Origin of the sequence: Nocardia niwae NBRC 108934 = DSM 45340, assembly GCF_001613465.1 — a bacterium.
In the GTDB taxonomy this organism is placed as follows: domain Bacteria; phylum Actinomycetota; class Actinomycetes; order Mycobacteriales; family Mycobacteriaceae; genus Nocardia; species Nocardia niwae.
In genome coordinates this window covers 99,178-120,393 of record NZ_BDCK01000023.1, presented here as the reverse complement: position 1 = coordinate 120,393, position 21,216 = coordinate 99,178, and the positions used below count along the sequence as shown (strand labels likewise).

The following is a 21,216-nucleotide window of genomic DNA, read 5'->3' as shown; positions in this document are numbered from 1 at the left end:
CTGACCGCCTCGTCGCGTACGCAGTGGACGAAAGGATCACCATGTCCCTCGCGCATTTACGCGCCCAGATGACCCGCCGGAAACCGCTAGGCGAGGTCGAGGACGAAGGCACTCCCGCCGACGAGCAACTGTCCCGGTCGCTCGGATTGTGGCAGCTCACCGCGATCGGCGTCGGCGGCATCATCGGCGCGGGCATCTTCACCCTGGCCGGCGCGGTGGCGCACTCCGTCACCGGACCTTCGGTGTTGATCTCGTTCCTCATCGCGGGCGTGGCCAGCGCCGCCGCCGCGTTGTGCTACGCCGAGTTCGCCGGAATGGTGCCCAAGGCCGGGTCCGCCTACACCTACGGGTACGTGTCGCTCGGCGAGATCGCGGGCTGGTTCATCGGCTGGGATCTGCTGCTGGAGTACATCGCGGTCGCGGCGGTGGTGGCCATCGGCGTCTCCGGGTACTTCAAGTTCCTGCTGGAACAGGTCGACATCATGCTGCCGGACTGGATGCTGGGCGCCGCGGGCACCGGCGAGGGCCACGTCGTCGACGTCTTCGCCATGCTGTTCTGCCTCGGCACGGCGTGGCTGCTCTCCCGCGGTATCCGCAGCGTCGGCCGGTTCGAGACCGTCGCGGTCGGCATCAAGGTCGCGCTCGTCGTGCTGATCATCGTGCTCGGCGTGTTCCACATCGACAGCTCGAACTACACCCCCTACTTCCCGTTCGGCACCGGCGCGGTGTGGACGGGCGCGGCCACCGTCTTCTTCGCCGTGTTCGGCTACGACGCGATGAGCACCGCCGCCGAGGAGTCCACCGAGGGCAAGAAGCACCTGCCGAAGGCGATCATCTACTCGCTGGCCATCGCCATGGTGCTCTACGTCCTGGCCACCCTGGTGCTCACCGGCATGCAGAAGTACACCGAGATCAGTCCGACCAGCGGGTTCTCCACCGCCTTCGAGTCGGTCGGGCAACCGGGCGTGGCGAACATCATCGCGGTCGGCGCCATCATCGGCATCGTCACCGTGGTGCTCACCTTCATGCTCGGCGTCACCCGGGTCTGGTTCGCCATGAGCCGCGACGGGCTGCTGCCGGCGTGGTTCGCCAAGACCCATCCGGTCCGCAAGGTGCCCACCCGGGTGACCTGGATCGTCGGCATCGGCTCGGCGCTGATGGCCGGGTTGCTGGACATCACGGTGGTCGCCGAGCTGACCAATATCGGCATCCTGATGGCGTTCATCGTGGTGTCGGTGGCGGTGATCGTGCTGCGGCGCACCCGCCCCGAGGAGCCGCGCGAGTTCCGCCTGCCGTTCATGCCGGTCGTACCGCTGATCGGGATCGGGTTCTCGCTGTATCTGATCTGGTCGCTGCCCTGGGAGACCTGGGCGCGTTTCGTGATCTGGCTGGTGGTCGGCCTGATCGTCTACTTCGGGTACTCGCGCACGCATTCCGAGCTCGAACGCGGCCGCCAGATCGCGGCGAAGGGCCCCGCGCCCTCCTGACCCGCCCATCGACGGAAGGTTCGCAGGCGCTATCCATTGCGGAAAGGTTGCTCGACTGCATACGGTCGGGAATGCCTGCATCGGCGTCGAGCCCGGAAGGAGCGCGAGCGGATGGATCTGCAAGAGGTGGTCTCATCAGGTGTACTCGAACAGCGGGAGCTGCTCGCCCAAGGCGCGCTGTCCGCGCAGGAGTTGGTCGACGCGACGCTCGACGGGATCGATGCCGCCGCGGACCTCGGCGCCTTCACCCATGTCCTGCGGGAGGAGGCCAGAGCCGAGGCGGTCGAGCGGGACCGGGAACGCGCGGCGGGCGGCCCGGTCGGACCGTTGCACGGAGTGCCGGTCGCGGTGAAGGACGAATTCGACGTCGCCGGTGTGGTGACCAGCTTCGGCACCAGGGCGAACGCCACCCCCGCCGTCGCGGATGCCGAGGTCGTGCGCAGACTGCGCGCGGCCGGGGCGGTCATCGTCGGCAAGACCTCGATGCCGGAATTCGGGCAGTGGCCGTTCACCGAGTCCAGCACCTTCGGCATGGCCCACAATCCGTGGGATCCGAGCCGCTCCGCGGGCGGATCGAGCGGCGGGTCCGCCGCCGCGGTGGCGGCCGGGCTCGTGCCCGCCGCGCTGGGCGGCGACGGTGGCGGGTCGATCCGGATTCCGGCAGCGTGCTGCGGATTGTTCGGGCTCAAGCCGCAACGCGGGCGAGTGCCGCTTTCCCCCAACGAGCACCTGTGGTGGGCGCTGGGCGTCGCGGGGCCGCTGACCCGCGGGGTGCTGGACTCCGCCGTGGTCTTCGACGTGATCCGCGGCAGCACCCCGACCGACCGGTTCCGGGCGACGGAACCGGCGACCTCGTTCGAAGCGGCGGCGCGCGGACCGGCGCGGCCGCTGCGCATCGGCTACAGCGTCAAATCACCGATTCCGGCGGTGCGACCGGATCCGCAGCATGTGCGCGCGGTCCGCGACACGGCGAAACTGCTCGCCGAGCTGGGCCACACGGTGGCGGAGATCAGTCCACGCTATCCGGATTCCACGCACGCTTTCTTCCCGCAGTTCTTCGGCGGCGTGCGCGCCGAATTGGCCGAGGTGGATCATCCGGAACTGCTGGAACGCCGCACCAGACAGACGATCGCGGCCGGCGCCTGGGCGCGCGGGCCGGTCGTCGAGTGGGCGATCCGGCGCGGAGAGGTGGTGCGGCGCAAGGCCGATCGCCTCTTCACCGAGTGTGATCTGCTGCTGACGCCCACCATCGCGATCCGCCCGCCGCTGCTCGGCGTACTCGACGGGGCGAACACGGTGCGCGCGCAGCTCGCCTCCGTTCCGATGGTCGCCTACACCGCGATCTGGAACGTCACCGGCCATCCCGCCGCCTCGTTGCCCGCGGGTGTCGGCGACGACGGGCTTCCGCTGTCGGTTCAGCTGGTCGGCCCAACGAACGGCGAGACGAGAATTCTCCCGATCGCCGCACAACTCGAGCAGGCGCGTCCGCAGCCCCGTCCGGTCATCCACCCGGCCGGATAGCTCCACCCGGGGCTTCCGGCACATCGGGCGCCCTATGGGGCAGGTGCGGCTCGCGTGCGCGCTCTCTTTACGGCAGCGTTGTCGTGTTCCGAAGGCGACCCTCGCGCAAACTCGTCGTTATCACTCGGTAAGATACAACTTGTGTCTAAGACGTATTCATCGGCCGAACACGCCTATCGCGCCGTCAAGGAGCGAATCCTCTCGGGCGCGCTGGCCGGGGGCGAGTTGATCAGCGAGGGGGAGATCGCCGCCGACCTGGGCACCTCCCGCACGCCGGTACGCGAGGCGTTCCTGCGGCTGGAGACCGAGGGCTGGATGAAGCTCTACCCCAAGCGCGGCGCGCTGGTCGTGCCGATTCCGCCGGACGAGGCCGAGCACGTCGCGCACGCCCGCTACGTGGTGGAAACCGCTGCCGTCCGCAGCGCGACCGCGAACGACACCGGCGGGCTGGTCGAGGCGTTGCGTTCTTCGATCGACCGGCAGCGTGAACTGGCCGCCGCGGGTGATCTCGACACGTTCGCCCTCGCCGACACGGACTTTCACCGAACCTATGTCCTCGCGGGCGGCAATCCGCTGCTGTCGGGGTTCTACGACTCGCTGCGCGAACGCCAGCGCCGGATGAACAGCGTCGCGCTGCGCCGCGGTCCGGTCGACATCACCCGGATCATCGAGCAGCACGCGCGGCTGGCCGACCTGGTGGCGGCGGCGGACGTCGACGGATTCGCCGTCGCGCTGATCGAGCACCTGTCCGGCGTGCACCAGCTGGAACTACGAGGCCGGTGATGGCGACACCGACCGTCACCGCGCCCGCCGGCCCGGTCGTCGCGGGACGCTGGCGGGGTGTGGCCGCCGCGATGTTCGCCATCGCCTGGGGCGGTAACGAATTCACGCCGCTGCTGGTGATGTACAAGAACGACGGGCTGGCGGCCACCACCGTCGATCTGCTGCTGTTCTATTACGTGCTCGGCATCGTGCCCGCGTTGCTGATCGGCGGCCCCCTGTCGGATCGGCACGGTCGCCGCGCCCTGCTCCGGCCCGCGCCGCTGATCGCCGCGACCGGATCGCTGCTGCTCGCGTTCGGGTCCGCGGCGGTGCCGCTGATGGCGGCCGGCCGGGTGCTGTGCGGGATCGCGCTCGGGCTGGCGATGGCCGTCGGCGGCAGCTGGCTCAAAGAACTGACGCAACCGCCCTACGGCCCGCAACCGCCCGCGGGCACGGGCGCGCGCCGCTCCGCGATGAGTCTCACCGGCGGCTTCGCGCTCGGCGCCTGCTGCGCAGGCGGGCTCGCGCAATGGGCGCCGTGGCCGCACACCCTGGCGTACCTGGTCGACGTGGGACTGTGCCTGATCACGGCCGTGTGGGTCAGGCGGGCGCCGGAAACCGTCCCCCGGCGGCCGATTTCCGGCCGCCTGCGTGATGACCTGCGGATTCCCGCAGCGGGTCACCGGCGTTTCCGCACGATCGCGCTGCCTGCCGCCCTATGGTTGTTCACCTCCGCCGCGGCGGCGTACGCGGTGCTGCCCGCGCTCGTGGCGCCTCGGGTGGGCACGGCTCCGATCGCGTTCTCCGCCATGGTCTGCCTGGTCACGCTGGGCTGCGGATTCGCCGTCCAATCCGTCGCGCGCCGGATCGACCGGCCGGGCACCGCACGGGCTGCCGCGGCGGCGCTGATCGCGGTGACGATCGGGATGGCACTCGCCGCGCTGGCATCCGGCCTGCTGACCTTGTGGGCGACGGTCGCCGCCGCCGCGGTGCTCGGTGCCGGTTACGGCATCGGCCTGGTGGCCGGTCTGCAAGAGATCGAACGCATCGCCCGCCCGGACGATCTGGCCGGGCTGACCGCCGTCTTCTATTCGGCGAGCTACCTCGGTTTCGGCACCCCGGCCCTGCTGTCGTTCCTGCACGACACCTACGGGCTCGGCTATCCGGCGATGTTCGGGGCAGGCGCGCTCGCGGCAGCCGGGTGCCTGGCTCTGGTGCTGCGCGACTATCGAGGCTGACCGTCGCCGCCGCGCGGCGCGGATCTCATCCCTTCGGCGTCAGCAGAACAAGCGGGATCTCGCGCGTGGTCTTGGTCTGATATCCGGCGTAGACCGACTGCGCGGCGGTGACCCGGGGCCACAGCTGCGCCCGCTCCTGCGCGGTGGCCACCCGAGCCGTCATCGGCTCCTTCGGCCCGCTGCGCACCGACACGACGACGTCCGGGTTGTCGCGCAGATTCAGGAACCACGCCGGGTGGACCGGGTCGCCGCCCCGCGAGGCGACGACGACGTAGGTGTCGCCGTCGACGACCGGGGCCGTGAGCATCACCGTGTGCTGCCGCCCGGATTTGCGGCCGGTGGTCGTGAGTTCGAGCGACGGCATGCCGGCGAAATCGTTGCCCAGCTTTCCGAAGCTGAGCTTCAGCAGGGCGCGATGCACCGTATTCATGGCCTTCAGCGCGAAATTCGAGGGCATGCGATCCTCACGATCGGCTCGACGGGTGGTCCGATTCGCCGTCTCCCGCGGCGGGAGGCGGCGAATCGGACTGTACCCGAACCGGCACGGCTCGCTCAGCTCGCGGACCACCCCGACCAGCGGGCCACCTCGATGGCTATCACCGGGCCGGGTGGCGGCCGTCGCTCGTAGTGGGGATAGCGCGCGGTCAATCGGCGGATCGCTTCCTCCGCCTCGGCGCCGTGGGCGAGGCGGGCGTCACCGTCCGCGCGAGCCCACCACAACTGGGCCCAGTCGTCGTCGTAGCGGTCGACGAGCACGGCGACCGCCGGGTTCGCCGCGATGTTGTCCAGCCGCCGCAGCGCGGTGGTCGTCTTCGGTTTCGCGTCGACGCTGGTGTAGACGATCTCGCCGGCCACGGCGAAGACGATGGGCACCAGATGCGGGCGCAGCCGGGCCGAAATCGTCGCCAACCGCGCGACCGGACTGGTCGCGAATCGTTTGCGGGCCTCCTCGGAATTCAGCAGCACACCCGCCTCCTCGACGTCGTAATCCCGGTGAACCGGGGATCCAGTCGGTTCCGTCCCCTATGCAACCGGACATTTGCCGTGAAATCACGGGGATCGACTACTCCCACGCTACGGTCGAGTCAATGTGTGACCCGTCAAGAGGCTATGTCCCCAGAAGGTGGAGGCGGTCGTGGAAATCGATATCACTGCCCGGCTGAACCTAGCGTTCGAGATGTGGGAGCGCGCGCACGGGCGCCCGCTCGCCGACGATACGGTCGAAACATGGGTGACCGCGGCCGGGTACGACTTGACGCCAGGCCAGCTGGCGAAAGTCCGGCGCGGACAGCTCACCGCGCTGCCGGAGCAGGCCCGCGCCGGCCTCGCGCACGTGTTCGGGCTCGACCCCAGCTATTTCGTCTTCGATCCCGGCCCGGACCGGGCCGACGACGCCGAAGTGATCGCGCACCTGGACAATTCGGCGCTGCGCCGCCTCGGCCAAGCCGTGAACGGCGTGTCGCTGCGCACGCTGCTGTACCTGGAATCCGTCGCCGAAGTACTCCGTGAGGCCGACGGCCTGCCTCCGTGCGAGCAGACCGCACAACTCTGATCGGTCACGACAGCGGCTCGGTTTCGGCCCCCGGCCCAGCAGCCCGGCGGGCCGGCCACACCGCCTCGGCACGCTCACCTCGCACCGCCACGACAACCCGGCGCACCGATAATCTAGATTTCGAATACCGCGCCGGAATACCGCGGCCCGCACGAGCCCGGCCCGCCGATAGTGAATTCCAGGCAAACAGGAATTCGGCAATTCTTTCACCGACCCCGCTCTCGTGGCGCGCTTTTCGGCCCGCACCAGCGTAATCCGAGCATCTACACGGTCCTGGGAATATTCACCCGTACGCCGCTCCTTCGAAATCCGCCCGAGTGGCGCCGCACCGGCCCGCCCGCTATGCTCGGGCCGCGATATTTCGAAACTGCTTGCCGGTCTGCGTATTTGGGGTGGATGGGGCACGCGGAAGGGGGCAATGATGCCATTTCCCGGCCGGTGAGCGCGAGTGCGGAAGTACGGAACTTGTCAGAGTTGAACGCGGCGGCGAGTAAGCCCGTCGAAGACGCTGTCGGCCACCCGAAAACGCCGTACGCGACATTGTCGGCCTGCGTTGTCGCGAGCACGGCCGCCGTCACGGCGGCGGTGTACTACGCACCCGTGGAATTCCGGATCGCGCTCGCGGCCGGTGCCACCGCCGCGGCCCTCGCCCTGTGCGCGGCGGTGACGGCGGCGGTCCACTTCCGCAGGCAAGCCCGGTATGCCCGGCACGTGGCGGTCCGGGCCCGGGACGACCGCGCACTCGCCACCGCGGGCGCGCGGGCCGAGGTCACCGCGGCGACCGCGGCCGTCGCCGATTACCAAGCGCGCGCCGAGACCAGCGAGAGCCGTCGTACCGCGGCCATGGCGGCCTTCGCGGGCGCCGCGGGGCGCATGCAGGCGATGACCACCAGCATGCTGGCGGAGCTGCGCGAGATGGAACACCGCCACGGCGATCCCACCGTGCTCGCCGATCTGCTGCAGCTGGATCACCGCACCGCCCAGGCGGGCAGGCTGGCCGACAGCATCGCCGTGCTCAGCGGCGCGCGATCCGGCCGCCGGTGGGCCAAACCCATTGCCATGGAATCGATTCTGCGCGGCGCGATGGGACGCGTGGCGGGCTATCAGCGGGTGCGGTTGCGCGCGATCGCCGATATCGCTGTCTCCGGGCACGCCGCGGAGGGCATCATGCACACGGTGGCGGAGCTGCTCGACAACGCCTGCAACTTCTCCCCGCCCACCACCGAGGTGCACGTCTACGCCGCCGAGGTACCCGCGGGCGTCATCATCACCATCGAGGACAGCGGGCTGGTCATGAGCGAGTCGGCGCTGCGCCGCGCCGAGGCGGCGGTGGCGGTCACCGGCCCGGGCACCCGCGGCCCGGGCACCCGCGGCGCGGGCGCCGACCTGTCCTCGCTCACCGGGACCAGGCTCGGTCTCGCCGTGGTGGGCAATCTCGCGCGCAAGCACGGGCTCACCGTCTCCTTCCGGCCCTCCGCCATCGGCGGCACCGCCGTGGTCGTCGTGATACCGCGCGATCTCACCACCCGGGTGGAGCGGCCGCAGCCGTCCACCACCACCGGCGCGCTGCCTGTCGCCCGCGGTCGCGCCGCCGCCATCACGCCGCCGGGCCCCGCACACGCCGATCCGGAGCCCGTGACACCCGGCACAACGCGCGCCCCTACCGCCGAGCACTCCTCCACAGGTGCGAGCCCGGTACTGCCCAAGCGGCGGCGAGGCAGCACGCTGGCCGCCGTCCACCCCGATGGGCTCGCCACACCGGAGCCACCCGTGCCGGCGCCTCCCGCGGCACGGCCGGATGCGCTCGGCGCGTTCCAGCGCGCGGTGACCAGGCCCGCGACCGGCAGCGCCGCCGTCCCCTCCCCCGCCCCTTCCATCTCCGTGGAGAACGAACGATGACGACCTCCGAGACCGCCCAGCTGAGCTGGCTGTTGGAACAGCTGCTCACCCGCACGCCGCGCACCAGGCATGCCCTGCTGCTGTCCAGCGACGGGTTGAAGATCTGTCACACGCCCGAACTCACCGTGGACGGGGCCGACCAGCTCGCCGCCATCGCCGCGGGCATCCAGAGCCTCTCGCACGGCGCCTCGGTGGAATTCGGCGACGGCCGGGCCGGGGTACGCCAGTCGATGACCGAGTTCTACGGCGGCATCCTGTTCATCGTCGAGGCCGGGCTGGGCGCGCACATCGCGGTCGTCGCCGACGAGGACGCGGACGCCGGACTGGTCGGCCACAACATGCGCGAGCTGGTGGAACAGCTCGGCGAACACTTGGCGTCGGCACCTCGCTTTCCGGGAGCGGGCGTGTCGTGATCAGGTCAGGCCGCGACGACGACCCCGACCGGCTCTACACGCTGACCGGCGGGCGCAGCAAGCCGGACTCCGACACCTTCGACCTGGTCACCCTGGTGGTCAGCGAGTGCGCGCCGACGCCGGGTATGCAGTCCGAGCACGTCGCGATCCTCGAGCTGTGCCGTGCCCCGACCGCCGTCGTGGAAATCGCCGCCGAACTGCGGATCCCGGTCGGCATCGCCACCATCCTGCTGTCGGACCTGCTGCACGCGGGCAAGGTCACCGTGCGCCCTCCGCATGCCGCCGCACCCGGTTCGCCCTGGCACTCCCTGCCCGACACCACGACGCTCGAGAAGGTGCTCGTTGGACTTCGCAAACTCTGACCCGCGCCCCACCCGCGCGGACGCACCCCTGCATCAGGCGACGACGCGGGGATTGAAGATCGTCATAGTCGGCGGTTTCGGCGTGGGCAAGACGACCATGGTCCGCGCTGTCAGCGAGATCCGCCCCCTCGACACCGAGGCGATCATGACCGACGAGGGGCTGGAGATCGACGATCCCAGTGGCGCGCCGGGGAAGGCGACCACGACCGTCGCCTTCGACTTCGGGCGGATCACCATCGATGACGAGCACGTGCTGTATCTGTTCGGCGCACCCGGGCAGGAGCGATTCCGGTTCCTCTGGGATCGGCTGTTCACCGGCGCGCTCGGCGCGATCGTGCTGGTCGATCCGCACCGGATCGCCGATTCCTGGTACGCCGTGGACCGGCTGGAACACCAGCGCACGCCGTTCGTCGTGGCCTGCAACGACTTCGGCGGCGGGCACCGCCCCGACGAAGTCCGTGACGCGCTGGACCTGGATCCGCACGTGCCGGTGATCGACTGCGACGCCCGCTCCCGCGAGTCCGGCAAGGGCGTCCTCATCACGCTCGTCGAGCACCTCTACTCCCTCGCGCCGGCCCCGGCGGCCCGGCGACCCCTGTTCCCGACTCCGGAGGCCGCGTCATGACCACGCCCGCGCCGAGTTCCACCGACAGCTGCCCCGGCCACACAGCGCCGGTCATGTTGAGCGGCCCGCGTTTCCACACCGACCCACATCAGCTCTATCACGAGATGCGCCGCGAGCACGGCGCGGTGGCCGCCGTCGAGCTGCCCGGCGGCGTGCCCGCCTGGCTGGTCATCGGCTACCGCGAATTGCACCAGGTGACCAGTGATCCCGAGTTGTTTCCGCGCGACGTCGGCCGGTGGAACCAGTGGCCGAACATCCCGCCGGACTGGCCGCTGCTGCCGATGGTCGGGCAGCCGATGCCGTCGATCTATTTCACCGCGGGCGCGGAACACCGCAGACACGTGGCGATGGTGGAGCCCGCGCTGGAGACGGTCGACACCTTCGCATTGCGCCGCACCTGCGAGGACTTGGCCGACCGCTTGATCGACGGGTTCTGTGGCCGGGGCGAAGCGGAGCTGGTCGCCGATTTCGCCGAGCCGCTGCCGGTGCTGGCGCTGGCGCGGGTCCTCGGCTTCCCCGACGAGGACGGACCGCGGCTGGCCTGGACGATGAAGACGCTTGCCGACGGCGGGGCCGACGCCCAGGCCGCCCACCAGCAGTTCGCCGAGCACATGCAGCGCCTGCTGGCGACCAAGAAGGCCGCGCGGGGCGGCGACCTCGTGTCCTGGATGCTCACGCATCCCGGCCCGTTCACCGACCAGGAATACGTCCTGGACCTCATGGCGGTCACCGCCGCGGGGTATCTGCCCACGGCCGACTGGATCGGGAACTCGGTGCGGCTGATGCTCACCGACGACCGGTTCGCCGCCGCGCTCGGCGGCGGGCGCCACAGCGTGGGCCAGGCGATGAACGAAGTGCTGTGGGAGGACACGCCGACGCAGATCCTGGCCGGGCGCTGGGCCGCCCGTGACACGCGGCTGGGCGACAAGGTCATCCGGGCCGGTGACATGCTGCTGCTCGGCCTGGCCGCGGCCAACGCCGATCCGCACGTGCGCCAGCATGTTTCCGACGGCGCCGATCCCGCGCACACCGGCAACAGCGCGCACTTCGCGTTCAGCTACGGCGAATACCGCTGCCCCTTCCCCGCGCAGGAGATCGCCGAGGTCATCGCGCGCACCGGCATCGAGGTGCTGCTCGACCGGCTGCCCGACCTCGACTTGGCGGTACCCGCCCAGAACCTGGTCCGGCGACCGTCGGCGTTCCTGCGCGGCATGACATCCCTGCCTGTCCGCTTCACACCCGTTCGCGCCGTCGGAGGTACCCCGTGAGCAGAGAATGCCCACACGCAACGACCCTTGTCATCGATCCGATGGTCGGCGATCTCGGTGGCGAGACCAGCCTGCTTCGTGCCGCCGGTCCGCTCGCCCGGATCGAGCTGCTCGGCGTGCCCGCCTGGACCGTCACCCAGCACGCGCTGGCCAGGCAACTGCTGGTCGACACCCGGCTGGTCAAGGACATCGGCGCGTGGTCGCTGTGGCAGTCCGGCGCGGTGACCAGGCAGTGGCCGCTGATCGGCATGATCGACGCGGGCCGTTCCATGTTCACCGTCGACGGTCCCGAGCACCGCAGGCTGCGGATCAAGACCACCCAGGCGCTGACCAAACGCAGGCTGGACGCGTTGCGCCCGGCGATCGAGCGGATGACCGCCGAACTGCTGGAGGATCTCGCCGAGGCGGGACGCGACGGCGCGGCGGTCGACTTGAAGACGGTGTTCGCCTATCCGCTGCCGATGCGGGTCATCAGTGAGCTGATGGGAGTGGACCGCGCCGATCATCCGATGCTGCTCGACTGGTACAAGGCGTTCTTCTCGCTGCTCACACCGCAGGACGAACGGCTGCGGGTGATCGACGAGCTGGACGTCTATTTCACCGACCTGGTGCGCAAGAAGGCCGCCGACCCGACCGACGACCTGACCAGCGCCTTCATCGTCGGCGGCGACGACACCGAGCCGCTGACCGAGGAAGAGGTGGTGGGCAACCTGAAGGCGCTGGTGGCCGCCGGGCACGAAACCACGATCGGTCTCATCCTCAACGCCGTGCGCGCGCTGCTGGGGCGGCCGGACCAGTTGAGCGCCATCCGCGCCGGTGACCTCACCTGGGACGCGGCGGTGGAGGAGACCCTGCGCTGGGACAGTCCGGTGACCCACCTGCTGATGCGTTTCGCCACCGAGGACATCGCCGTCGGCGGCACCGTCATCGAGCAGGGCGAAGGAGTGGTCATGTCCTACCGCGCGATCGGCCGCGACTTCGCCGTACACGGCGACGACGCCGACGACTTCGACGTCGCCCGCCCGACCGCCAACCGGCACTTGGCTTTCGGATTCGGCCCACATATCTGCCCCGGCGCGGCGCTCGCCCGCCTCGAGGCGGGAATCGCCCTGCCCGCCTTGTTCACCCGCTTCCCCGATCTGCGCTTCGCCGTGCCGGTCGAACAGATCCGCAACCTCCCGGTGCTCACCCAGAACGATCTCGAATCGTTCCCGGTGTATCTCGGGAACTGATCCGCACGCCGGTTGGTGCCGTGAATACGGTGCGGATCCTCAGCGGCGCCACACCGGCGCGCCCCGCACGAGTGAGTTCCTCCGAACCCGCGGAGCGCGGCTCACGCCGCGGAGGTCGACGTGCCGACGGGACGCCGACGGCACGCACCCGGCCCGCGGTTCTAACTGACCACACGACCCGGCGCACTGATTGTTACGGTGGCATATGGCCAGCGAATCCCCAGCGGCGCCACACCGGCGCGTCCAGCTGCGCGAGTTCCTCCGCACCCGCCGCGCCCGGCTCACACCTACAGACGTCGGCCTGCCGACAGGAGGCCGACGGCGCACACCCGGCCTGCGGCGGGAAGAGGTCGCGTTGCTCGCCGGTGTGGGTGTGTCCTGGTACACCTGGCTGGAACAGGGACGTGACATCACCGTGTCGGCGGAGGTGCTCGACGCGATAGGCACGGCACTGCGCCTGTCCGGGCCGGAGCGGACGCATCTGTATCTGCTCGCCGGTCTCAACCCGCCGCCCGGCCGGACGCGCGACACCGAGGTCACCCCCGAGTTGCGTCGGCTGCTCGACGCGTGGGGTGCGCGGCCCGCGGTGCTGCGCGATCGCTATTGGAATCTGCTCGCGGTCAACGAGGCGGCGCGATCGGTCTTCGGGTTCGGCGATGCCGACCGCAACTGCCTGGTCTCCTTCTTCACCAATCCCCGGTACCGGGGCATGCACGTGGCGTGGGGCGCGATCGCGCCCGCGGTCGTCGCCGCTTTCCGTGCCGACGCGGCGCACGCCCCCGACGACCCCGAGTTCGGCCGGGTGATCGACGAACTCAGCGCCGCGAGCGCCGAGTTCGATCAGCTGTGGGCTCGCCACGACGTGGACGCCGCCGTGCAGGCCGTGAAGGCGGTGCGCCATCCCGACGCCGGTGACCTACTGTTCGACACGACCACCCTCGCGGTGGCCGACCATCCCGGCTGGTTCCTGGTGCTCTACAACCCGCAGCCGGGCACCGGCACCGCGCAACGGGTGGACGACCTGCTACGGCTCGGGCTCGCCACCCCGGCGTGACCCGTAGCCTGGTGGTGCCACACCCAGGTCGACTGGACACTGTTCGCCTGCCGGGACCTTCGGCACGCTGATTCCCATGACGCACAACATCTCCCGATTCGACGGTAAGGTCGCGCTGGTCACCGGCGGCTCGAGCGGCATGGGGCTGGCCGCCGCACGACGGCTGCTCGCCGAAGGCGCGCAGGTGGTGATCACCGGCCGGGACAAGGCGCGGCTGGACGCGGCGGTCGAAACACTGCACGGTGGCGAGCGAGTCACCGCGATCCGAGCCGACGCGGGACGTCTGGCCGACCTCGACGCGCTCGCCGCCGCCCTCCACGACCGGCACGGCCACCTCGACGTGGTCTTCGCCAACGCGGGGGTCGCGTCCTTCCAGCCGAGCGCCGAGATCACCGAGGACGAGTTCGACCGGGTGGTGGACACGAATTTCAAGGGCGTGTTCTTCACCATCCAGAAGGCGCTGCCGCTGCTGTCGGAGCACGCGTCGGTCGTCATCAACGCGTCGTGGACGCTGCATCGCGGCCTGCCCGGCGCCACGCTGTACGCGGCCACCAAGGCGGCCGTGCACAACCTGGCCCGCACGCTCGCCGCGGAGCTGGGCCCCAAGGGGATTCGAGTCAATTCGGTAAGTCCCGGGTACATCCAGACCCCGATGTTCCACGACAACGTCAGCCCCGGCGCGCACGCCGCCGTGCTCGCCGAAGTGGCGAGCCGCCGGTTGGGCACCGCCGACGAGGTGGCCGACGCCGTGGCATTCCTCGCCTCCGCCGAGGCGTCTTACATCAACGGGCAGGATTTGGTGATCGATGGCGGTCTGGTGGCGGCCATTTCCCGGGAGCTGATCTGACCGTCACGTCCGCGAACCGGCTTCGTGCCGCACGGAGTCGACGATCGCTTCACGGATGGGCCGCCAGCGCAGATCGAGTTCGGCCAGCGTGCGGGAGTCGTCGGTCGGCGTGGCGGTGGTCAGCAACCACGCGGCCTCGTAGCTGAGACCCGCGCTGATCGGCAGGAATCGGGCGGCGGCGTCGGTGAGCCGTCCGAGTCCCAGCAGCGCGGCATTCGGCACCGGGATCCGGCGGATACGCTGTCCCACCGCGCCTTCCAGGATGTCCACGATCTCGTCGAACGCCACCATACGGCCGCCGCACAGATAACGCCGTGGCCCGAGACCCGGGCGCATGACGGCGGCGTGCACCGCGGCCACGTCCCGGACGTCGATCATCTGCATCCCACCGCGGATGCGCGGAGCGACGCGGGCCCGCAGGATGGCGCCCCAGCCGTCGGAGGTGATCCCGGCCTGCGCCCCGAGGCCGGGGCCGACGACGCTGGACGGGTAGGTGATCACGACCGGAGCGCCCGCGGCCTGCAACGCCCGCGCGATCCGATCGGCGGCCGACTTGGTGCGGCCGTAGGCACTGCGCCCCGGCGCGGTCGGGCTGTCGGGCGTGATGACCGGATCGGGACTGGGGAACAGTGCGCTGTAGCTGGCGACGTGCACGATCGGGTCCAGGCCGAGCGCGCTAGCGCGAGTCAGGACAGTGGCGGTCGCGTGGACGTTGACCTCCCACATCAGTTGCTCGCGCCGGTTGTCGGTGCCGACCACGCCTGCCGCGTGCAGGACGGCGTCGCATCCGTCGAGCAGAGCCTCGACCGTCTTCGGGTCGCGGATGTCCCCCGGCAGCACCGAGAGCGCTTCGGGCGGGGCGTCGAACATGCCGACGACCGCCGAGATGGATTCGCTGGGATGGACCAGCAGGACGATGCGGTGCCCCGCCCGCAGCAGGGCGGAGACGGTGTGGGCGCCGAGGTAGCCGGTGCCGCCGGTGACGGCGATGCGCAGACCGGTTGCCGGCTGCCTTCCGTCCCCGTCCGCTCCTCGTGTCGCCGTGCCGGTGTCCGCCGGAATGTCCTTCGATCCGCCCATTTCGTTCCTTCGTCATCACGGATTCCGTCGTTCGGTCCACCGGCGCCGCGCCCGCGGCGCACGCGACAATGGCCGCACATCGGAAGCACGAATATAAATTCGATGCCATTGGCATCGTAATTGGGAGCGGGGAGCGGCATGGACGAAACGGCGCGGGAGTCGCAGTCGGCGAGCCGGGCCGTCGGCCGGCCACGGGACGACTCGGTCGAACAGCGGGTGCTGGCGACCGTGCGGGAGATGCTGGTCGAAGGCGGATGGGACGAGCTGAGCGTGCGGGCTGTGGCGGCCCGCGCGGGCGTCGGCCGGGCCTCCATCGCGCGCCGCTGGCAATCGAAGGCCGAACTGGTGCTGCACGCCGTGCTGGGTGAGACGCCAGACTTGGGGCCGTTCGAGGGGACCGATCAGCGGGGGTGGGTCGAGTGGGTACTGCGCGGCAGCCGGGAACTGTTCGCGCGCGGCGATGTGCGCGCCGCGGTTCCGGGGCTGTTGACCGCGCTCGATCGGGACCAGCAGTTGCGCCACCGGCTGTGGAGCGGGTTCAGCGCCCCGGCGGCCGCGCTCTTCGCCGCGGACACCGCATCCCGCGCACAGTCCGAACTGGATGCCAGGGCCGTCATCGCGCTGGCGGCCGGTGCGGCGCTGTTCTTGGAATTCGTCGCCGACGGGGACGACACCGCGCTGATCCACCGGCGCATCGGCGAACTGCTGCACCGCGCCGTACCCGAGCGCTGAGCGGCGGCGATCCGCGCGAAATCCGGTTGACGACCCGTCGCGGTCGCTCAGTACAGTGGGCCGGTGATCCACACCGCCGCGCTGGCCCATGTCCGGGATCGCCGCCTGCTGCAGGCGCGCTCGGTCGGCAAGGACGTCTTCTACATGGCCGGGGGCAAGATCGACCCGGGCGAGACGCCCGAGGCGGCGCTGCACCGCGAGGTTCGCGAGGAACTCGGCGTCGGCGTCGTCACCTGCGACGAACTCGGGGTGTTCCAGGCCGAGGCGTACGGCCACTCCCCCGGTACCCGGCTGCACATGACCTGCTTCACCGCGGAACTCGACGGCGACCCCAGCCCCACCAGCGAGATCGCCGAACTGCGTTACTTCACCGTGAGCGAGTACGCCGCCATGGACCATGTGGCCCCCGGCTCGATGCTGGTCTTCCGCAAACTCCACGAACTCGGCGCGGTCGACTGGTAGTCCCGAGAAGTCCCGGGCCGCGTCACAGGTCGTTGGGCTGCGGACCGCGGAGAAAGCGACCGACGGCGGTCTCGTCCAGGGCGAGCGCTTTGACGATCGACGCCGCGCCCACGATCACCACCGACAGGACGAAAAGCCAGCTGACCGTCGTGAAGGCCAGTCCGAGGGGTCCGAAATGCGCTTCGGCGTTCGCCGTGGTGCGCGGCAGTACCACACGCCCCACCACGTGCATCGCGGTCAAACCGGCGGCAGTGAGCGCTCCGGACACCCACAGCAGTCGTCCGGTCAGCGCTCCCTTGGTGAGCAGGTACGGCGCGGCCGTCCAGACGCATCCCCAGACGACCGCCTCACCCACCAGAGCCAGCGGCCTGCCCGCATAACGGATCTGGGCGAGTTCCCTGGTCTGCCCCACCAGCGCCACCGCGATCGCGACCGCGAGCAGTGCGGCCAGCCAGCGCCACGCATCGCGGGGGCCGAGGGCGGGCACCTTCCACACCGCCGCATAGACACGGGCGAGCGCCCGGGCGAACGACGTGCCGCCCAGCACGACCATGAGCAGTCCGACCACGCCGAACGCGGCCAGCGCCGGATCGGCCGGAGCCGTGCCCGCGTCGCCGCCGAGTGACCCGGAATCGAATCCGAGCTGGTCGTTGATCGCTTCCGCCGCCGCATGCCAGCCACTGAACACCGACGCGGCGATGATCACCGGTAATACGGAGGTGAAGATCTGCGCGGCGAGCACCATCGACCGATCGACGAGCTGGATCTCGGCGAAGCCTTCGATCACCCGGCGCGCGGTGCGGCCTTGGGGCGTACCGCGCAACCATCCGGTCGCGGCCCGGGACCGCGCCAGCGAGACTTCCCGGGCCAGTGCCACGGACAATTTCACCGACCGCACCGTGTTTCACTTCCTCTGCTCACCCGGCCGCCCAGGGGCGGATTCGCGACTGCCCCGCGCCGTCGATGTCGGCTCGTCCCGAACCGGTCATCGCCGGATCAGGCGGAAACCCGCGATTCGCCGAATCGACGCTACGCCGCGCTCGTGGCGACTCGCGCGCCTTCCGGTGACAATTGCGCCGATCGTGACCGAGAAATGCGGCGACCGTGAAAAGACACGCCGGAAGGCGCGCCTGTGCGAGGATCGAATGCGCTGGCACCACCGAGCCGATATTCACGCGCGGGCCCGACCGCGGTCCCGGCTCCGTGCCGGACAATTCCACGCATCCCACCGAATGACGCACAGGGGATTTATCCACCGAAACAGGAGTAGGCAGATGATATCCAGGAAAAGCGTCAGCGGAATCGCCGCTGTGGCCGTCGCGCTGCTCATGACCGCCGCGTGCGGGTCCGACGACAGCTCGGATTCCGCGGCGTCGACCAGTGAACACACCCATCCCATGCGCAGCAGCCTGGCCGCGACCGCGTCGTCGGCCGTGCGCTCGGGCCTGAACACCGCGCAGCAGGTGATCCAGGACGCGATCAACGCGGCGCTTGCCGCCGCGCCGATCACTTTCGACAGCGGCAGCTCCGATCTCAGCGGGACCGACGTCGCCACCATCAAAGCGGTGGCGGTCCCGTTGAAGGGCAACGACGCCGAAGTGGAGATCACGACCTACGCCGAGGCCGCGAACTCCGCGACCGCCGAATCGCTGGCAAAATCCAGGGGTGACAACATCGCGGCCGAACTCGAAGCCGCCGGCGTCGACAAGTCGCGCATCACCGTGAAACCCGAGGGCAACCCGTCCGGGGAGGATGTCAAGGTCGACGAAGCGAAGATCGAGGTGGTCGGCGACTGACCGCCGCCCCCGGGCCGGGCCCGGCCCGGGGGCGCGCGCCTACACGGGGGTGAACCGGGTGGGCAGCGACGCCGAACCGCGGCGTGTCCGAGCGCAATTCGATCTCGCACACCTTTCGCAGCAACACCTCCAGCAGCGCCAGCGGCGCGCCGGGGCAGTAGTGGATGCCGAGGCCGGAGGCGCTTCTCGGCGGCGTTCATCGGCTCGGCCACCGGGCGAATGCCCAAAGACGCGCCGACGCCTGGCTTCTCGCGAAGGCGGATCGGAATCCCGCGACCGGCACGGCGGCCGCTCGCCGTCAGCGAAGTGCGGAACTCGGTATCTCGTCGGCGGTCACCTCTACGTCGTGCCAGAAGGCGACGTGGTCCCTGATCTGCTCCGCCTCGCTTTTCGGCTCAGGGTAATACCAGGCGGCGTCCTCGTTGACGGCGCCGTTGACGTCCAGGGTGTAGTAGCTGGCTTCACCCTTCCACGGACAAGTCGTATGAGTGTCGGAAGGCCGCAGAAACTGCGTCCGGACGGACTCCACCGGGAAGTAGTGGTTGCCTTCGACGAGGACGGTGTCGTCGCTACTAGCCAGAATCTCGCCATTCCACATTGCGGTTGCCATATCGCGATCCTGTCGCGCCCACAGGGTCGAGAGAATGCTCTGTGACAGCCGTATCCCAGTCGGTACAAGGACGTTGCCGTTTCGATTCACCGGCGTGCTTGCGCGCGACCGAACGGAGACCGGCCTGCCGCGCGGGATCGGCCCACCGGCGGATCACCCAGCGGGCAAGACCGGTCAACCCTAGGCAGAGCTGAGCACGGCGCCACGGCGCCTGCGGCGGGGAACTCGAGGCCACCAGGAGCGAACCCGGCGGCCAGGTCATGTTTCGGCGCCGTTCCCCCTCGTGGCGGGAGTACGACGCGCGTGCTCGGCCACCCAGACGCCGACGCCGATCGCCCCGGCGACCGGCCACGACACCAGCCCGGTGACCGCCGCCGCTCCGAGCCCGCCGAAGTAGAGCAGCGACTCCCGATCCGGCGCCCGGTTGCGCACCGCCGTCGTAGCCGAAGAGACGCCGTTCGCCACGGCGCGCGGCCCGGGCGGAAGCGGAATTCGCGCCATCCGCATGCCCACCGTCGGAACCGGGACCCGCAACCGGACGTGTGGGGTCGTCGAGGTGCCCGCTTTCGGCGAGGATTCTGTCTCGGCGGCCGGTACCGCGCGCGCCGGCTCGGCTGATCGGGAGCCGGATTCGCGGACCTTCTGGGCTGATGACTTGGACATGACCGCTCCTTCCTTCGTCCTGAACCTCGTCGCTGTGTATGTGATCCAGCCAAGCCGTGCTCGCGCCGCGTCGCAACCCCTGATCGAATACCTTCGCCCCGCTGTGGCCGTTGCCCGCGCAGCGGGTCGCAGCCGAGTCGTCCGTCTGCGGTTCCCGCTCGCACCACCCCGGAGAGTCATCAATGGCTGACAGATTGCTGAGGTCTGCGATAGCTCGCTTGAACTCGGCAAATTCCGCGAGTTTTGCCGCTGCCAGAAAGTTTTTCACGCATTCCCGACTTAGCCGCTAAGGTCGCTGGTAGTTTGCCGAAAGATGCACTCGGTGCAGAAAACTGGTCGGCGAATGCGACGAACTACCCCTGGAGGTCAAGGTCGTGACTCGTCCGTTTCTACGTTTCCCCGGCGGCAAACGCTTCGGTCCGGTCCGTGTGCTCGGCGCGCTGAGCGGGATGGCACTCGCCCTCCTGCTGGCGACGACGGCCACTGCGGAACCGGTCTATCCACTGCCCGATCCGGACCCGTTCTATGCCGCACCGGCAGATCTTGCGGCGCACAACCCTGGCGACGTGCTGGACGTGCGCGCCCTGCCGCCACTGCCCCTCTTCCCCGGCGCCGCCGTGCGGCTGGTCGAGTTCCGGTCCACCAATTCGCGTGGCGCGCCGATCGCGGCGACCACCACGATCCTCACCCCGCTCGGACATCGGCCCGGCATGCCGCTGCTGTCGTATCAGCACTTCATCAACTCACTCGGCACCGGCTGCGCGGTATCGCACCTGCTCTACCACAACGATTTGAATCTGTCGGCGTCCGCGTCGATGCTGAACGTCCTGCTGGCGCGGGGCTGGAGTATCGCGCTGCCGGATCATCTCGGCCCCCAGTTCGCGCTCGGCGCCGGGCGTTTGGGCGGCCAGATCACGTTGGACGGCGTTCGCGCGGCGAAGCGACTACCCGAACTCGGGCTGCAGAACAGCCCGGCGGCGCTGGCCGGTTACTCCGGCGGTGGCCTCGCCACCGCATGGGCGGCCGCGCTGCAACCGTCCTACGCACCTGATCTGCGGCTCGCGGGCGCGGCCATCGGCGGCGCCCCGATGAATCTGGTGGCGATGGCGCGAGGGTTGGGTTTCGAGCCGCACCCGGCGTTCGGCTTGGCCATGGCAGCCGCGATCGGTCTGGAACGGGAGTACCCGGACCGGGTGCCGATCAGCCAGAATCTCAACGCGCGCGGCCGGGCGCTGCGCGACGCCATGGCCAACAGCTGCACCAACGACATCCTCGCCATCGGAGCAGGCGGCAGCGCGCGCGATTTCGTGGACAGCCCCTCGGTCTTCGACATGCCGATCGCATGGTCGGTGGTGCAGGAGAACAGCGTGGAGCTCTACCCGGGCGCGCCGGAAATCCCGATCTTCGAATGGCATTCGCCGAGTGACCCGCTGATTCCGATCGACGCCATCGACAACACGATCCACCACTGGTGCTCCGCCGGAGTACCGCTGCAGACGCTGCACGTGCCCGACGCCGAGCATCTGACCGCGGCGGTCCTCGGCTCCCCCGCCGTGCTGCCGTGGCTCGAGGGCCGGGTCGTGGGCGCGCCGGCACCCAGCAACTGCTGACAC

General features: G+C 69.9%; 23 protein-coding genes. 17 read left to right on the top strand and 6 right to left on the bottom strand.

Features of this window, described 5'->3' with window-relative positions; all coding sequences use genetic code 11:
- Positions 1 to 41 precede the first annotated feature (41 nt).
- The 4 genes from NNI01S_RS15505 to NNI01S_RS15490 all read left to right on the top strand — a co-directional run bounded on the left by NNI01S_RS15505 (position 42) and on the right by NNI01S_RS15490 (position 5,008).
- On the top strand, positions 42 to 1,487 hold the full coding sequence (locus NNI01S_RS15505) for an amino acid permease (RefSeq protein ID WP_157114809.1): 1,446 nt from the start codon (positions 42 to 44) through the stop codon (positions 1,485 to 1,487).
- A 111-nt stretch (positions 1,488 to 1,598) separates the two neighbouring features.
- Entirely contained in the window at positions 1,599 to 3,008 is a 1,410-nt protein-coding gene (locus tag NNI01S_RS15500) for an amidase (RefSeq protein WP_063020807.1), read from the top strand.
- A 141-nt stretch (positions 3,009 to 3,149) separates the two neighbouring features.
- Positions 3,150 to 3,791, top strand: a complete 642-nt coding sequence (locus tag NNI01S_RS15495) for a GntR family transcriptional regulator (protein WP_063020806.1) — start codon at positions 3,150 to 3,152, stop codon at positions 3,789 to 3,791.
- Positions 3,791 to 5,008 carry an MFS transporter gene (locus NNI01S_RS15490; RefSeq protein ID WP_174554405.1) on the top strand — a complete coding sequence of 406 codons (1,218 nt, stop codon included), beginning with the start codon at positions 3,791 to 3,793 and terminating at the stop codon, positions 5,006 to 5,008. Before NNI01S_RS15495 ends, NNI01S_RS15490 begins: the two co-directional genes overlap by 1 nt.
- Before the next feature lie 25 nt (positions 5,009 to 5,033).
- Here NNI01S_RS15490 and NNI01S_RS15485 read toward each other — a convergent pair whose 3' ends face one another.
- A complete protein-coding gene (locus tag NNI01S_RS15485) occupies positions 5,034 to 5,465 on the bottom strand; it encodes a nitroreductase/quinone reductase family protein (protein ID WP_063020940.1) in 432 nt (143 codons plus the stop codon).
- Positions 5,466 to 5,560: 95 nt separating this feature from the next.
- A complete protein-coding gene (locus NNI01S_RS15480; protein WP_063020939.1) occupies positions 5,561 to 5,968 on the bottom strand; it encodes a TIGR03668 family PPOX class F420-dependent oxidoreductase in 408 nt (135 codons plus the stop codon).
- Positions 5,969 to 6,143: 175 nt separating this feature from the next.
- On the opposite strand from NNI01S_RS15480, the gene NNI01S_RS15475 reads away from it, so the two are divergent.
- The 9 genes from NNI01S_RS15475 (at position 6,144) to NNI01S_RS15435 (ending at position 14,260) form a co-directional block, all read left to right on the top strand.
- A complete protein-coding gene (locus tag NNI01S_RS15475) occupies positions 6,144 to 6,560 on the top strand; it encodes a hypothetical protein (RefSeq protein ID WP_157114808.1) in 417 nt (138 codons plus the stop codon).
- A 465-nt stretch (positions 6,561 to 7,025) separates the two neighbouring features.
- Complete coding sequence (locus NNI01S_RS15470; protein ID WP_245676164.1) at positions 7,026 to 8,459, top strand: sensor histidine kinase; 1,434 nt, start codon at positions 7,026 to 7,028, stop codon at positions 8,457 to 8,459.
- Positions 8,456 to 8,872: a roadblock/LC7 domain-containing protein gene (locus NNI01S_RS15465; protein WP_063020804.1), complete on the top strand. Its 417-nt coding sequence runs from the start codon at positions 8,456 to 8,458 to the stop codon at positions 8,870 to 8,872. Before NNI01S_RS15470 ends, NNI01S_RS15465 begins: the two co-directional genes overlap by 4 nt.
- On the top strand, positions 8,869 to 9,234 hold the full coding sequence (locus NNI01S_RS15460; RefSeq protein WP_063020803.1) for a DUF742 domain-containing protein: 366 nt from the start codon (positions 8,869 to 8,871) through the stop codon (positions 9,232 to 9,234). The genes NNI01S_RS15465 and NNI01S_RS15460 overlap by 4 nt, the downstream gene beginning before the upstream one ends.
- Positions 9,215 to 9,859 (top strand): GTP-binding protein, encoded by a 645-nt coding sequence (locus tag NNI01S_RS15455; RefSeq protein WP_439956134.1) that lies wholly within the window; start codon positions 9,215 to 9,217, stop codon positions 9,857 to 9,859. Before NNI01S_RS15460 ends, NNI01S_RS15455 begins: the two co-directional genes overlap by 20 nt.
- Complete coding sequence (locus NNI01S_RS15450) at positions 9,856 to 11,127, top strand: cytochrome P450 family protein (protein ID WP_063020802.1); 1,272 nt, start codon at positions 9,856 to 9,858, stop codon at positions 11,125 to 11,127. The genes NNI01S_RS15455 and NNI01S_RS15450 overlap by 4 nt, the downstream gene beginning before the upstream one ends.
- Before the next feature lie 41 nt (positions 11,128 to 11,168).
- Positions 11,169 to 12,359 carry a cytochrome P450 family protein gene (locus tag NNI01S_RS15445; RefSeq protein ID WP_084488811.1) on the top strand — a complete coding sequence of 397 codons (1,191 nt, stop codon included), beginning with the start codon at positions 11,169 to 11,171 and terminating at the stop codon, positions 12,357 to 12,359.
- 205 nt (positions 12,360 to 12,564) lie between these two features.
- Positions 12,565 to 13,413, top strand: coding sequence for a helix-turn-helix transcriptional regulator (locus tag NNI01S_RS15440; RefSeq protein WP_063020800.1), 849 nt, complete (start codon positions 12,565 to 12,567; stop codon positions 13,411 to 13,413).
- 76 nt (positions 13,414 to 13,489) lie between these two features.
- The gene (locus NNI01S_RS15435; RefSeq protein ID WP_063020799.1) at positions 13,490 to 14,260 is read left to right on the top strand and encodes a glucose 1-dehydrogenase; all 771 of its coding nucleotides are present in this window, start codon (positions 13,490 to 13,492) and stop codon (positions 14,258 to 14,260) included.
- A gap of 3 nt (positions 14,261 to 14,263) precedes the next feature.
- Here NNI01S_RS15435 and NNI01S_RS15430 read toward each other — a convergent pair whose 3' ends face one another.
- On the bottom strand, positions 14,264 to 15,256 hold the full coding sequence (locus tag NNI01S_RS15430; protein WP_063020936.1) for an NAD-dependent epimerase/dehydratase family protein: 993 nt from the start codon (positions 15,254 to 15,256) through the stop codon (positions 14,264 to 14,266).
- Between the two features lie 222 nt (positions 15,257 to 15,478).
- On the opposite strand from NNI01S_RS15430, the gene NNI01S_RS15425 reads away from it, so the two are divergent.
- Both NNI01S_RS15425 and NNI01S_RS15420 read left to right on the top strand, forming a co-directional pair.
- A complete protein-coding gene (locus tag NNI01S_RS15425) occupies positions 15,479 to 16,072 on the top strand; it encodes a helix-turn-helix domain-containing protein (protein ID WP_063020798.1) in 594 nt (197 codons plus the stop codon).
- A 63-nt stretch (positions 16,073 to 16,135) separates the two neighbouring features.
- Positions 16,136 to 16,534 (top strand): NUDIX hydrolase, encoded by a 399-nt coding sequence (locus NNI01S_RS15420; protein WP_063020797.1) that lies wholly within the window; start codon positions 16,136 to 16,138, stop codon positions 16,532 to 16,534.
- Between the two features lie 22 nt (positions 16,535 to 16,556).
- Here the strand turns inward: NNI01S_RS15420 and NNI01S_RS15415 are convergent, their stop codons facing one another.
- Positions 16,557 to 17,432, bottom strand: coding sequence for a hypothetical protein (locus NNI01S_RS15415; RefSeq protein ID WP_063020796.1), 876 nt, complete (start codon positions 17,430 to 17,432; stop codon positions 16,557 to 16,559).
- A 376-nt stretch (positions 17,433 to 17,808) separates the two neighbouring features.
- Here NNI01S_RS15415 and NNI01S_RS15410 point away from each other — a divergent pair, with 376 nt between their 5' ends.
- Positions 17,809 to 18,330: an OmpA family protein gene (locus NNI01S_RS15410; protein WP_063020795.1), complete on the top strand. Its 522-nt coding sequence runs from the start codon at positions 17,809 to 17,811 to the stop codon at positions 18,328 to 18,330.
- A gap of 298 nt (positions 18,331 to 18,628) precedes the next feature.
- On the opposite strand, the gene NNI01S_RS15405 is transcribed toward NNI01S_RS15410, so the two are convergent.
- Both NNI01S_RS15405 and NNI01S_RS33585 read right to left on the bottom strand, forming a co-directional pair.
- Complete coding sequence (locus tag NNI01S_RS15405; protein WP_063020794.1) at positions 18,629 to 18,940, bottom strand: DUF427 domain-containing protein; 312 nt, start codon at positions 18,938 to 18,940, stop codon at positions 18,629 to 18,631.
- A gap of 258 nt (positions 18,941 to 19,198) precedes the next feature.
- Positions 19,199 to 19,603: a hypothetical protein gene (locus NNI01S_RS33585; protein WP_063020793.1), complete on the bottom strand. Its 405-nt coding sequence runs from the start codon at positions 19,601 to 19,603 to the stop codon at positions 19,199 to 19,201.
- 449 nt (positions 19,604 to 20,052) lie between these two features.
- On the opposite strand from NNI01S_RS33585, the gene NNI01S_RS15395 reads away from it, so the two are divergent.
- Positions 20,053 to 21,213 carry a lipase family protein gene (locus NNI01S_RS15395; RefSeq protein ID WP_063020935.1) on the top strand — a complete coding sequence of 387 codons (1,161 nt, stop codon included), beginning with the start codon at positions 20,053 to 20,055 and terminating at the stop codon, positions 21,211 to 21,213.
- Positions 21,214 to 21,216 lie beyond the last annotated feature (3 nt).